This window comes from Paeniglutamicibacter selenitireducens, assembly GCF_051550675.1.
In the GTDB taxonomy this organism is placed as follows: Bacteria; Actinomycetota; Actinomycetes; order Actinomycetales; family Micrococcaceae; genus Paeniglutamicibacter.
Genome location: NZ_JBPULF010000004.1, coordinates 88,293 through 101,287, shown reverse-complemented (window position 1 = coordinate 101,287; position 12,995 = coordinate 88,293). Strand labels below are relative to the sequence as shown.

The window sequence follows — 12,995 nt, the reverse complement described above, 5'->3', positions numbered from 1 at the left end:
TTCTTCAACCGCGCCCCGCAGAACGGCCCGGGCCTGCCGTCGGGAGCCGCTGGAGCGGGGTTGGCCCCGCTCCCCGAGGTGCAGCGGGTAGACCACAGCAACGCGGAGGACATGCCCTACGGCGTGCGCATCGCCGCCTCCTGGGGATGGCGCCTGATCGTCATCGTGGTCGCCGTCGGCATCGCCGTCTGGCTGCTGTCACAGGTTTCGCTGCTGATCATCCCGCTGATGATCGCCGCGCTGCTTGCCGGGTTGCTCAGCCCCGTCGTGCACTTCCTCAACGAAAAGGCCCGCCTGCCCAAGGGCCTTGCCGTCGGGCTGACCATGATCGGATTCCTTACCCTGGTAGTCGGCGGCCTTTCCGTGGTCGGACAGCGTTTGGCCACAGGATTCTCCAGCCTGTGGGCCCAGGCGCTGACCGGCGTGAGCCAGATCCAGCACTGGCTCTCGACGGGCCCGCTGGCGATGAGCAACGAGGACCTCGACGCGCTGTTCACCGATGCGTTGAACCAGCTCAAGAGCAATTCCTCGAGCATCCTTTCCGGCGCCCTGTCATGGGGCACCACGTTGGGGCACCTTGTCACCGGCCTGCTGCTGGTGCTCTTCTCGCTGATCTTCCTGCTGCTTGACGGCCCGCGCATCGGCAAGTTCTTCGTCAACATCCTGCCCCGACGTGCGCGGCTGGCCGCCGAGGGAGCCGGCAAGCGCGGATGGGCCTCCATGGTGATCTACGTGCGGGTCCAGCTCTTCGTGGCTTTCATCGACGCGGTGGGCATCGGCGTCGGCGCGCTGATCCTCGGGGTCCCGCTGGCCCTGCCGCTGGGCGTGCTGGTCTTTCTCGGGTCCTTCATCCCTGTGATCGGCGCCATGGTGACGGGCGCCGTCGCGGTGCTGCTCGCCTTGGTGGCCAACGGGCCGGTCAACGCGCTCATCATGCTGCTTGTGGTCCTCTTCGTCCAGCAGGCCGAGTCCCACATCCTCCAGCCGCTGATCATGGGCAAGGCCGTGAGCCTGCACCCGTTGGCCGTGGTCATGGCCGTCGCCGGCGGATCGATGGTCGCCGGGATCCCCGGGGCGCTCTTCGCCGTCCCCGTGCTCGCCGTGGCGAACACCGTCGTGAAATACATTTCCAACCGGGGCTGGGAAAACGACCCGGCCTTGGCCACCCCCGCACGAATTACCGAGCCGGTCCGCAACCCGGAACCGGCGCCCGCCGACCTCGACGGCGAAGAACCCGCACCCGGGTCCTGAATCCCGTCGCACGGCAAAACACCCCCTCATTCAGTTTGACCCCCGCGTCGTGACGCACAGCAGAAAGTCGTTCAATGATCCAGCAGACCAAGCTCCCGGTAAGCCTCGCCGACGTCGAACACGCGCGCACGATCCTTGACGGCGTCGTGGCGCGGACCCCCGTGGAGCACTCCCGAGCACTGTCCCTGGCCATCGGGTCCGAGGTGTTCCTCAAGTGCGAGAACCTGCAGCGGGCCGGCTCCTTCAAGGTGCGCGGCGCTTACGTGCGCATGTCCAAGCTGTCGGAGGAGGAGCGTGCCCGCGGCGTGGTGGCGGCCTCCGCAGGCAACCATGCCCAGGGCGTCGCCCAGGCCGCACGCCGCCTGGGCATCAAGGCGCGGATCTACATGCCGCTGGGTGTCGCACTGCCCAAGCTCACCGCGACCCGCGACCACGGCGCGGAGGTCGTCCTGCACGGTCACAACGTCGACGAGGCCCTCGCGGAGGCCGAACGCTACGCCACGGCCTCCGGCGCCGTCTTCGTGCACCCGTTCGACAACCCGGACATCATCGCCGGGCAGGGAACCATCGGGCTGGAGATCCTCGAACAGCTCCCGGACGTCGACACCGTGCTCATGGGAGTGGGGGGCGGTGGATTGCTGGCCGGCGTGGCCGTCGCGCTCAAGGCCAAGGCCGCGGAGATGGGCCGCGACATCAAGGTCATCGGCGTGCAGGCGGAGAACGCCGCGGCCTACCCCCCGTCGCTGGCCGCCGACGCGCTGGTGCCGCTGGACACCGTGCGCACCATCGCCGACGGCATCGCCGTGGGCCGTCCGGGGCAGCTCCCGTTCCAGATCATCCGCGAACTGGTCGACGACGTGGTGACGGTCTCCGAGGACGGCCTGGCCCGGGCCCTGGTGTTCCTGCTGGAACGCTCCAAGTTGGTCGTCGAGCCTGCCGGAGCCGTGGGCGTCGCGGCCCTGCTGGAGGGCAAGCTCGAGGAACTGGGCATCAACCCGAGCAAGACCGCCGTCATCCTCTCGGGTGGCAACATCGACCCGCTGCTCATGCTCAAGGTCATCCAGCGCGGCCTTTCGGCCGCCGGCCGCTACCTGACGGTGCGCATGATGCTTGACGACCGCCCGGGCGAGCTGGCCACCATCTCGCGGGTCATCGCCGAATCCGACGCCAACGTCACCCGGCTGGACCACACCCGCGTGGGTGGTTCGCTGTCCATGGGCGACGTGGCCATCACGATCGACATGGAAACCAAGGGCCACGCGCACTCGGAGCAGGTGCTCAACAACCTGCGGGCCGAGGGCTTCCAGCCCATGGTCATGAGCTAGCTCCTGACCGCCGCGGCCAGGCCGCACTGGCCGGCACACCAAGGGCCCGGGGTCCGTCGTGAATGCGACGGACCCCGGGCCCTGCTGCGTGTGCCGGATATCCGGGGAAGTGCCCATGGCAATGCCCGGCCTGCCTGCCGTTTAACGGACGATGGCTGCCCGTTCATCCCCGGCGGGGGAGTGGCGGGCAGCCATCGGCACAGCGTGTGGTCGCGACGGAGCGCGACAATGCGTCCTGCTAGGCGCTGTACGGCTTGCAGGAAACGATCTCGACGGCGATCTGCTTGCCGTTCGGGGCCGAGTAGGTGAGCTTGTCGCCGGACTTGGCACCGTGCACTGCGGCACCGATCGGGGACTTCTCCGAGTAGACCTCGAGGTCGGTGTCGCCAGCGACTTCGCGGCTGCCGAAGAGGAAGGTGGTCTTGTCGCCGGCAATGATGGCCTCGACGAGCATGCCCGGTTCGACGATTCCGTCATCGGCCGGTGCTTCGCCCACGTGTGCGCGGCGCAGCAGGTCCTTCAGGTAGGCGATGCGTGCCTCTGCCTTGCCCTGTTCTTCCTTGGCCGCGTGGTAGCCACCGTTTTCCTTGAGGTCGCCCTCGGAACGAGCCTGCTCGATGCGGTCGACGATCTCCGCACGGCCCGGGCCCGACAGGTGCTCAAGCTCGACGTTCAGGCGGTCGAAGGCCTCTTTGGTCAGCCAGACGACTGGTTCGTGGTTGGTGGTAGTCACGGTGGTACTCCTTGTGTAATCAGGGCGGTTGTCCCCGCAGGGGGCGCAACGTGCCGAGACGGTTCCTGCTGATGCTGCGACGAACATCCTGCAAGCAAAGACCCCGCACAGATGGGTGATGAACTTCGTCCGTCACGTTCTGTAGCGGGGCATAACGTATTAGAAAGATATTAGCCGTCGTAGGGCTTTTACCCAAGAGTTTGAGCTTTTGGCGTACTGGGCGAGTCGCCGGCTGATCCGTGGCGGGTGGGTCAGGACGCCTTGACGATCTTGCATTCCTCGATACCGACGGTGGTAGCCAAAGATTCGGTGCGCAGGTCCACGTCGAAACGCAGCGTCTCACGGCCGGAACCCTCGGTGGGTCCAACCGTCAGCGTCTTCCAACCGACGATCGCGTAGGACTCGTTCATGGCCCTGACCTCGCACTGGGCGGTCTGGTCCGCATCCTTGGAGATGTCCACGACGGCGCTGGCCCGGGTCGGGGAGGTGACGACGAAGGACTGGTCCTTGAAGTCGACGCCGCTCTGCGTTGCCCACGCCAGGTAGAACGCGCCGATCACTCCCACGGACAGGCCGCCGACGATCAGGTAGCGGCGCGTCTTCTTGGCAAGGCGTCGCTTGGGTGAACCGTACCTATTAGTTAAGCTGGACAATGGCGCCTCTTTCGGATTCATGGGCGTCGCGGCCGGGGAGAACTCATCCCTACCAGTCTAAGCCTTGGGCAGGGGGAACCCCCGACCGAGCATACGGAGTTGGAGTTACACACGTGGAAGATCACAACGCGGGGCGGATCGCTCCCTCCCAGGGCCTGCGCTTGCTGGCTATCCATGCCCACCCGGACGATGAATCCTCGAAAGGCTCCGCGACGATGGCGGCCTATGTTGCGGCCGGCGCACGTGTCATGGTCGCCAGCTGCACGGGCGGCGAACGCGGGGACATCCTCAACGCAGCTGTCGGCGAGCTGGCCCACGCCCACCGCGACCTCGCAGGTGTGCGCCGTGGCGAGATGGCCGAGGCAGCCGCGGTGCTGGGCATCGAACACCGCTGGATCGGGTTCGTGGATTCGGGCCTGCCGGAGGGCGACCCGCTGCCCGAGCTCCCGTTCGGCGCCTTTGCACTGCAGCCGCTGGAGGTTGCTGCTGCCCCGTTGATCAAGCTCGTCCGCGAGTTCAAGCCCCACGTGATCATTGCCTACGACGAAAACGGCGGATACCCGCACCCGGACCACATCCAGGCGCACAAGGTCGCCGTGCATGCGTTCGAGGAAGCCGCGAAGGCCGAGAGCCACCCGGAACTCGGCGAGGCGTGGGCGACCTCCAAGCTCTACTACGACCGCGCCTTCGCACCCGAACGCTTCAGGACGCTGCACTACGCGATGCTGGAGGCCGGCATGGATTCGCCGTACGCCGAGCGCATCGCCGAATGGGAGAAGCACCCGGACGAACAGATGTTCGGCTGGGTGTCCCCGCACAAGACCACCACCCAGATCCACAGCGCGGAGTACTTCAAGCACCGCGACGCGGCGCTGCTGGCGCACCGCACCCAGATCGACCCGGAAGGCTTCTTCTTCGCGGTGCCCGAGGCGATCTACGCGGAGTCCTGGCCGTGGGAGGACTTCACATTGATCCGGTCCTCGGTCCCCACCGAGCTGCCCGAGACCGACCTGTTCGCCGGTCTAAGATAGATAACGTGCCGGTGCCCCCGGCTGCCAACTTTTAGAAAGAGCCTCGCGCGTGTATTCGTTCCTGCTGTATGCAGCCTCCGTATCGCCTTCCCCCGTTCCCGTCGTCCCGCCGGGTGATGCCGCACAGTCCATCGGCCCGGGTTTCGTCGGCTTCGTGGCGACCGCAGCACTGGTCATCGTCACCATCTTCATCATCCGCGACATGACCCGCCGGATCCGCCGTGTCCGCTACCAGGGCGAGGCCGAGGCCCGCCAGCAGGAACTCGTCGAGCGCGGCAAGAAGATCCAGCCGGACGAGCCCGGGGACAAGCCCGCACGCTAGGCTCCGGCCGCCGGGCCCGGCGGTGTTGCACGCAGGCTGCCGGTGCCGGGCCGTCCGGTGCCGGCAGCCGCGTGCGTGCAGTAGGCTCACGGGCATGGGTCAACGAATCGCCGGCAGTGCGTCGGCCTACCTGCGCCAGCATGCGCACCAGCCCGTCGACTGGTGGCCGTACTCGGATGAGGCGTTCGCCGAGGCCGTGAGGCGCGATGTGCCGGTCTTCCTGTCCATAGGCTACGCCGCCTGCCACTGGTGCCACGTGATGGCCCTCGAGTCGTTCGACGACCCGAGGATCGCCGCCTACCTCAACGAGCACTTCGTGCCGGTCAAGATCGACAGGGAAGAGCATCCCGCCGTCGACCAGGTCTACATGGCCGCCACCCAGACCCTCACCGGGGCCGGAGGCTGGCCCATGAGCGTCTTCACGCTGCCGGACGGCCGGACGGTGCACGCCGGCACGTATTTCCCTCCGGTTCCACGGCCCGGCATGCCCTCCTTCGGGCAGGTGCTCGAGGCGGTGCACGACGCATGGGTCAACCGGAGGCCCGGGCTCATCGAGCAGGCCACCGCCCTCGCCGACCACCTGGGATCTGTGGCCGCCGGGCAGGCCCGGATGTTTTCCGGTTCGCTGCCGCTTCCCGGCCGCTCCGGCGAGCAGCCGTTGGCGTCCGTGCTGGCCACGGCCGTGGAGAAGCTTGCCGCGCTGGAGGACCCCACCGGCGGCTTCGCCCCCGCGCCGAAGTTCCCTCCCTCGGCGGTGCTCGATTTCCTGCTGCGCGCCGGGCTCGGGGCTGGACCCGAGGCGCGCCGGGCCACGGAGCTTGCGGCACGGACCCTGGGCACGATGGCCCGCGGCGCACTGGCCGACCACGTCGGAGGCGGATTCGCCCGCTACTGCGTCGACGCCGGATGGAAGGTCCCGCACTTCGAGAAGATGCTCTACGACAACGCACAGCTGCTGGGCCTTTACGCGCGAGCCGCCGTGCAACTGCCGCGGGCGGCCGACCGTGAACTTTCACGCCGGGCAGCCGCCGGCATCGCTGTCTGGCTGGAGCGCGAGATGCTGCTGTCCGGCGGCGGTTTCGCCTCCTCGCTGGACGCCGACACCGTGCTGCCCGACGGGACCCACAGCGAGGGTGCCACCTATACATTCACCCGCGCCGAGGCAGAGGCGCTGGTGCCCGATCGCGGGAACCCCCTCTGGTCCCTGTGGGACGGGCGCGCCGTGGAGGGCGAACCCGGCGACGCCGAACCACGGCTGACGATTGCGCTGTCGCGCACCCCGGAAGCGGGGGAATGGGCTGAACTCGATGAGGCATTCGGGGTGCTTCGGGAGGCCCGCTCGCAGCGCGCCCAGCCCGCACGCGACGAGAAGGTCGTGGCGGGCTGGAACGGACTGGTGGTGCAGTCGCTGGCAGAGGCATCGGTGCTGCTGGAGGACCAGGGCCTGCTGCGCCTGGCCGCCGGTGCCGCCGGATACCTGTGGGACACCCACTGGGATGCCGCAGAGGGGTCGTTGCACCGGGTGAGTTACAGGGGCCGGGCCAACACCGGAATACCGGGAATGCTGGAGGACCATGCGGGTGTGGCGCTGGGGTTCCAGGCCCTGGCCGTGTGCGGCGGGGACCCGATGTGGATCGGGCGGGCGGACGCCGTCCTTGGCGCTGCCCTCGAGCGGTTCATGCCCGGCGGGCAGCCGGTTGACGCACCGGGCGACGACCCGCGCGTGCTCGCCGGGCGGGCCGGGGCGCGCACCGCGGAGGCACTTGACGACGCGGTGCCGGCTGCGACCTCGCTGCTGGCCTCGGCGCTGCTGAACCGGGCGGGCCTGGCCCAGCTCGAAGGGGAGGACGCCGCTTCGGAAGCCGGCGCGCGGATCGAGGACGACCTGGAGGTGGTGCGCCGGCTGATGGGTTTCGTGCCGTCCATTGCCGGGCGGGCCCCGCAGGCCGCAGGCAGTGCCCTGGGGGTCGTGGCGCGTTTCGCGGATTCCTCAAGCACCGAGCTGGCGGTTGCGGGCGGCACGTCGCAGGAACGCAGAATCGCGATGCGCTGGGGCATCCTGGCCGGCGTGGCCCAACGGGGCGGGATGCCGCCCGGCGGTTCCGCCCAGGCCGCCTACCCGGCGGGGCCCGATGGCGCCTTGAGGCTCTATGTGTGCAGCGGCGGCGTCTGCCACGCACCGCTCGGGGACCTGGGGTCCCTCGGGACGCTGCTGGCGCCCGGCCTGGGGAAGCCGTCCGGCCAGGACTAGGCGGTCCCGAGAACCGCCATCGTGATGGCGATGTAGTGGCAGGTGAACCCGGCGACGGTGAACGCATGGAAGAGTTCGTGGAAGCCGAACCAGCGTTCGCTGAAGTTTGGCCGTTTGAGCGCGTAGAACACTGCGCCTGCAATGTAGAAGGCCCCGCCGGCGCAGAGCAGGACCGTTGCTGCCTGGTTCGCGGCGAAGAAGTCGCCGATGAACAGCAGCGAGGCAAGGCCCAGCAGCACGTAGACGGGGGTGTAGAGCCAGCGCGGGGCATCGGTCCAGAAAACCCTGAAACCGACCCCGGCCAGCGCCCCGATCCAGATGGCGACCAGCAGCGCGGTGGCCTTGGTCTGTGGGAGCAGGGCCCAGGCCAGTGGGGTGTAGGACCCCGCGATGACAAGCATGATGTTGGTGTGGTCAAGGCGCTTGAGCACGCGTTTCACTCCCGGGGACCAGTTGCCGAGATGGTACGTCGCGCTGACGGCAAACAACATCACCCCGGTCAGGGCGTAGACGGCGCTCGTGGTTTTTCCACCCCCGCTCGGGGCCAGGACGACCAGCACCACGCCCGCGGCAAGGGCCAGCGGTGCCATCACCGCGTGGATCCAGCCGCGTACCAAGGGTTTGGGCTCCGGGGCTGAGGGCCCCAGCGGGGATGCGGGGGATGTCGTGTCGGCGGGCTGGGAACGGGGTGCCGTGGTCATGGCCCCATCGTAACTTACGCTTTGGTAGGTTACTGAAAAGTAGTGAACATTTCGCAGCAATTTCACACGTGGCCGCACCGCGTCATGCCCCCACGGGGTCCCGGCAAAAGGTAGCGTTGGGTGTAGGGTTCGGCAATCGTCGCACCGGCCAGAATTATTGCGGGAGTATGCGGTGGAATTACCGGGGTTCGTTTATCGGCTCTATGAGCGGAGAATCCGGCGTTCGCTGAGCCCGGAGAAGCTTCCGACGCACATCGGCGTCCTGGTGGACGGCAACCGCCGCTGGGCCAAGCTTGCCGGTGCCACCACCGCCACCGGCCACCAGGCCGGTGCGGACAAGATCCTCGAGTTCCTTGGCTGGTGCCAGGAGCTCGACATCAACATGGTCACCCTCTACATGCTCTCCACGGACAACATGAGCCGTTCCAGCCAGGAGCTGGACGACCTGATGGGCATCATCGCCAACACCCTCGACCGGCTCGGGGAAACCAAGACCGTGCGCGTGCACCCGGTGGGCGCGCTGGAACTGCTTCCGGACTACCTTGCCGACAAGCTCCGAGAACTTGAGGCCTCGACGGCAGGAATCACGGGAATCCACGTGAACGTGGCGGTCGGCTACGGCGGACGCCGGGAAATCGTCGACGCAGTCAAGGCACTGCTGCTCGAGGGCCAGTCGAAGGGCCTCGATGCATCCCAGATCGCCGCGGACCTGGATCCCGACCAGCTGGCCAAGTACCTGTACACCAGTGGCCAGCCCGACCCCGAACTTGTCATCAGGACCTCGGGCGAGCAACGGCTTTCCGGATTCCTCACCTGGCAGAGTGCCTACTCGGAGTTCTACTTCTGCGAGGCGCTGTGGCCGGACTTCCGACGCGTGGACTTCCTGCGTGCCCTGCGCGACTTCTCGGACCGACAGCGCCGCTTCGGTTCCTGACCGCGCGCTCCAGCTCCCGTGTGCGGCCCGGCGGCCTTGGCCTGCCCTCGACGCGCGGCATGGTTTTCGCCCGCGTTCCCGGCGTCCCGAAATGTTTACTCACCAGACCCCAAGAGTTCGAAAAATGCCACGTGACTAGCCAACCAATCGGGCGTAGGTTTGGGTTAACGGCGTTGTAAAGTTCACCGCCGTTCGGGGCAACTCCGCAGGCAGGACGGGGGGACGGCATGGATGCATATGGCGCTCAAACACCCCCATGCCGGATCCTGCCCGCCCACGGAGCTGCCCCCTCACCCCCGCCAACAACCGTGGTGGGGGACCGCGCCCCGTAGGGAGTCAAAGTGGCAGAGAACCTGGAACACCCGGCAGACGGCACCTCTGAGGCCGAGCGCACCTTTGTCCTGGACACGTCGGTGCTGATCGCCGACCCGCACGCCATGCTGCATTTTGCCGAACATCACGTGGTGCTTCCGCTGATCGTGATCATGGAGCTGGAGCACAAGCGCAACGACCCCACGATCGGCTTCTTCGCCCGGGAGGCCTTGCGCACCCTCGATGAGATGGGCAGAAAGGCAGGCGGAATGGCAAATTCCATGCCGGCCGGCAAGATGGGCGGAACCCTCCGCGTCGAGGTGAACCACATTTCCCCCGAGGTGCTGCCCGTCGGGTTCCGCAACTCGGACAACGACTCCAAGATCCTGGCGGTGGCCAAGTCCCTGCTCGACGAGGGCGTGGATGTCACCTTGGTGTCCAAGGACCTGCCGATGCGCGTCAAGGCCTCGGTGATGGGGTTGAACGCGGAGGAATACCGCAACGAGCTCGTTGCCTCCTCGGGATGGACAGGGGTTGCGGAGCTGAACATCACCGAGGAGGACATGAGTTCCCTCTACGCCTCGGAATCCATCGACCTGCCGGAGGTTGCCGACCAGCCGTGCAACACCGGGTTGGTGATCCATTCCCCGCGCGGGTCGGCTCTGGGCCGGGTGGACCGGAACCACCTGGTCCACCTGGTGCGCGGGGACCGGGAGGCCTTCGGCCTGCGCGGACGCTCGGCGGAGCAGCGATTGGCCCTCGACCTGTTGCTCGACAAGGAAGTCGGCATTGTCTCGCTCGGTGGCCGGGCCGGCACCGGAAAGTCGGCGCTGGCGCTCTGTGCCGGGCTGGAGGCGGTCATGGAGCGCCGCGAGCACCGCAAGATCATGGTCTTCCGCCCGCTGTATGCCGTCGGCGGCCAGGAACTCGGCTACCTTCCGGGCGCCGAGAACGAGAAGATGAACCCGTGGGCGCAGGCGGTCTTCGACACGCTCGGTTCGGTGGTGTCGAAGAACGTCGTCGACGAGGTGCTGAGCCGGGGCATGCTGGAGATCCTCCCGCTGACCCACATCCGGGGGCGCTCCCTGCACGACGCCTACGTGATCGTCGACGAGGCACAGTCGCTCGAACGCAACGTGCTGCTCACGGTCCTCTCGAGGATCGGGCAGAATTCCAAGGTCGTGCTCACCCACGACGTGGCCCAGCGCGACAACCTGCGGGTCGGGCGCCACGACGGCGTCGCGGCGGTGGTCGAACTGCTCAAAGGACACCACCTCTTCGGGCACGTGACCCTTGCCCGTTCCGAGCGCTCCGAGATCGCGGCACTCGTCACGGAGCTGCTGGAAGAGAAGTTCGGCTGACACCCACACCGCCGGCACGCGGACAACGCGTGCCGGCGGTTCAGTCCTAGAGCTGGTGGCGTCCGGGCGGATGGGTTCCTGGCGCGGGGATCGGCCACAACGGCGCCTCGCGCACGTCGGAGAGCGACGCCTGGGGTTGGGTGAACAGCCCGTCGATCATGTACTGGTCCACGGCCAGGATCTTCACATGGTGCTCAGCCCCGGCATCCTCGCCGCTGAGGATGGTGCGTTCGACGCACAAGCCGGTGGCCCGGTCGAGGCGCAGCCGGGTGACGCCGGTGCCCAGCAACGGGGCACCGGGAACCACGGGGGAGTAGGAATGCCCGCGCGAAAGGTCTGCCTCGAGGCAGGGGCGGCCCGACGAATCATGGACCTCGCGCAGCGCATGGATCATGCTGGGGTGCGGGAAGGGCAGGTCGGCCGGGCCGGGGGCGAAGCCGGCGATCTCCACCGGGTCCAGGAAGGCGTTCCACATGCCCACCGGCATGAACTCGTTGACGTAGGCGGCCTCCGGGCGGCGCGAGACAAGCCCGTCGTCGCCGTACACGGGGGCCAGCAGCTGCGGGGGCAGCAGCCAGGACTTCCGGGTGCCGGCGACGAAGGACGCGGAGCGCGAGTCGTTGATGTGCTCGGTCCGGAACAGCACCTTGCCCGCGGAGTCCTCGACGCGCACCGCGTCGGGACGCCGGATGAGCACCGTGAGGCGCTCGGGTCGGTTCTCCGCGTCGAAGGGGATGGCGCGGTGGGCTGGGTCGTGCGCGCTGATTTCCACCTGGATGCTCGTCCACAGCCAGGGGGAGGATCGGGCGAGCCGCCGGAAGTGCCCCATCAGTTCCTTGTCTGGGGAGGCGCCGGGTTCCGGGAGCACCGGGGTGCCGTCGAGTTGGTCCATGGCACAAGTGTAGCGAGGGCGGATCCCTCTGCGACCGGAGGCCGCGGAGGGTCTTTCGGCGCAGGTGGCAGCGGTTTATGCACAGCAGGGGCGCTACCCCTCCCGCACGCCGTGCGGGGCGCATAGGGTGTTGCACATGCCGGTACAAATCTGGGGTTGGCTCACCATGCAGAGCCAGTTGAGCATCGCGGCGGGAATCCTGTCGGCCCTCGCCGCCCTGCTGTTCATGGTCAACGCGGTAAGGCTCAGCGCCATCGACGTCCGCTCGCACCGGCTTCCCAACCGGATCCTCTGGCCGTGGTTCCTGTCCGCGGTGGTGCTGCTCGGGGCCGCCGCCCTGCTGGCGGGCGATCCCGCGATGCTGTTGCGCACGTTGCTGGGCGGCGTCGTGCTCTGTGCCGGCTACCTGGTGCTGCACCTGATCGCCCCCGCCGGGATGGGCCTGGGAGATGTGAAGCTCGCGGCCGTGCTGGGGCTCTACCTGGGGTTCGTGTCCTATTCGCACCTGCTCATGGCCACGGCACTGGCGTTCATTCTGGGGGCGCTGTGGTCCTCCGTGCTGCTGCTGGCGCGCAGGGCCACCCTGCGTTCCTCAGTGGCGTTCGGCCCGTTCATGCTGCTGGGCGCGGCCTTCTCGCTGGCGGTTTCCGCCTAACTTCGGCCCCCGGCGGGATTCGTCGCCGGTTGCGGCGCATGGCAGGATGAAGCGCATGGCCACCCCAGACTTCATCCTCGAGCTCCGCAACAAGATCGGCACGGATCCACTGTGGCTCCCCGGCGTCAAAGTGGTGCTGCTCCATGGGGGCCGCGTGTTGCTGGTCCGGCGCGCGGACAACGGGCTGTGGACGCTTCCGGCCGGGATCCTCGAACCCGGGGAAGAGCCGGCCGTGGCCGCGGTGCGCGAGGTGTTTGAGGAAACCGGCGTGCATTGCCGGGTGACCCGGCTGGTCGGCGTTGCCACCACGGACCAGGCCGTCTACCCCAACGGCGACCGCGCCCAGTACCTCGACGTCATCATGTCCGCGGATCTCCTGGGCGGGGAGGCACGCGTGAACGACGACGAGAACCTCGAGGTCGCCTGGTTCGCATTCGACGAGATGCCCGAGGTGCCGCCCAAGCATGCGCGGGCGATAGCCTGGGCCCGCGAACCGCGCACCGAGGGCCACTTCATCGCCGGTTAAGCGCCGGAGCCCCCGGCCGTGCGGACCCGGATCGGGTGCCGCGCGGCC

13 protein-coding genes are annotated in these 12,995 nt (G+C 67.9%); 9 read left to right on the top strand and 4 right to left on the bottom strand.

Translation table 11 applies throughout. The features are described 5' to 3' along the window. Positions 1-60 precede the first annotated feature (60 nt). Positions 61-1,251 carry an AI-2E family transporter gene (locus tag ACSYDW_RS09405; protein WP_438338656.1) on the top strand — a complete coding sequence of 397 codons (1,191 nt, stop codon included), beginning with the start codon at positions 61-63 and terminating at the stop codon, positions 1,249-1,251. Positions 1,252-1,325: 74 nt separating this feature from the next. Further along, the gene (gene ilvA / locus ACSYDW_RS09400; RefSeq protein WP_438338469.1) at positions 1,326-2,576 is read left to right on the top strand and encodes a threonine ammonia-lyase; all 1,251 of its coding nucleotides are present in this window, start codon (positions 1,326-1,328) and stop codon (positions 2,574-2,576) included. A gap of 238 nt (positions 2,577-2,814) precedes the next feature. Here the strand turns inward: ilvA and greA are convergent, their stop codons facing one another. Together greA and ACSYDW_RS09390 are read right to left on the bottom strand one after the other, a co-directional pair. Then, positions 2,815-3,309 (bottom strand): transcription elongation factor GreA, encoded by a 495-nt coding sequence (gene greA / locus ACSYDW_RS09395; RefSeq protein WP_438338468.1) that lies wholly within the window; start codon positions 3,307-3,309, stop codon positions 2,815-2,817. 251 nt (positions 3,310-3,560) lie between these two features. Further along, entirely contained in the window at positions 3,561-3,962 is a 402-nt protein-coding gene (locus ACSYDW_RS09390; RefSeq protein WP_438338467.1) for a DUF4307 domain-containing protein, read from the bottom strand. A 113-nt stretch (positions 3,963-4,075) separates the two neighbouring features. Here ACSYDW_RS09390 and mca point away from each other — a divergent pair, with 113 nt between their 5' ends. The 3 genes from mca (at position 4,076) to ACSYDW_RS09375 (ending at position 7,566) form a co-directional block, all read left to right on the top strand. After that, entirely contained in the window at positions 4,076-4,993 is a 918-nt protein-coding gene (gene mca, locus ACSYDW_RS09385; protein ID WP_438338466.1) for a mycothiol conjugate amidase Mca, read from the top strand. Between the two features lie 49 nt (positions 4,994-5,042). After that, entirely contained in the window at positions 5,043-5,315 is a 273-nt protein-coding gene (locus ACSYDW_RS09380) for a hypothetical protein (protein WP_438338465.1), read from the top strand. Positions 5,316-5,409: 94 nt separating this feature from the next. Beyond that, on the top strand, positions 5,410-7,566 hold the full coding sequence (locus ACSYDW_RS09375) for a thioredoxin domain-containing protein (protein WP_438338464.1): 2,157 nt from the start codon (positions 5,410-5,412) through the stop codon (positions 7,564-7,566). Here the strand turns inward: ACSYDW_RS09375 and trhA are convergent. Beyond that, the gene (gene trhA / locus ACSYDW_RS09370; RefSeq protein WP_438338463.1) at positions 7,563-8,267 is read right to left on the bottom strand and encodes a PAQR family membrane homeostasis protein TrhA; all 705 of its coding nucleotides are present in this window, start codon (positions 8,265-8,267) and stop codon (positions 7,563-7,565) included. The genes ACSYDW_RS09375 and trhA overlap by 4 nt on opposite strands. 172 nt (positions 8,268-8,439) lie before the next feature. On the opposite strand from trhA, the gene ACSYDW_RS09365 reads away from it, so the two are divergent. Beyond that, the gene (locus ACSYDW_RS09365; RefSeq protein WP_438338462.1) at positions 8,440-9,201 is read left to right on the top strand and encodes an isoprenyl transferase; all 762 of its coding nucleotides are present in this window, start codon (positions 8,440-8,442) and stop codon (positions 9,199-9,201) included. Positions 9,202-9,542: 341 nt separating this feature from the next. Then, positions 9,543-10,874, top strand: a complete 1,332-nt coding sequence (gene phoH2 / locus ACSYDW_RS09360) for an RNA 5'-3' helicase PhoH2 (protein WP_438338461.1) — start codon at positions 9,543-9,545, stop codon at positions 10,872-10,874. A gap of 46 nt (positions 10,875-10,920) precedes the next feature. On the opposite strand, the gene ACSYDW_RS09355 is transcribed toward phoH2, so the two are convergent. Beyond that, entirely contained in the window at positions 10,921-11,766 is an 846-nt protein-coding gene (locus tag ACSYDW_RS09355) for a hypothetical protein (RefSeq protein WP_438338460.1), read from the bottom strand. Positions 11,767-11,902: 136 nt separating this feature from the next. On the opposite strand from ACSYDW_RS09355, the gene ACSYDW_RS09350 reads away from it, so the two are divergent. Both ACSYDW_RS09350 and ACSYDW_RS09345 read left to right on the top strand, forming a co-directional pair. Further along, positions 11,903-12,421 (top strand): prepilin peptidase, encoded by a 519-nt coding sequence (locus ACSYDW_RS09350; RefSeq protein ID WP_438338459.1) that lies wholly within the window; start codon positions 11,903-11,905, stop codon positions 12,419-12,421. 55 nt (positions 12,422-12,476) lie between these two features. Beyond that, positions 12,477-12,947 (top strand): NUDIX hydrolase, encoded by a 471-nt coding sequence (locus ACSYDW_RS09345; protein ID WP_438338458.1) that lies wholly within the window; start codon positions 12,477-12,479, stop codon positions 12,945-12,947. Positions 12,948-12,995: the final 48 nt, after the last annotated feature.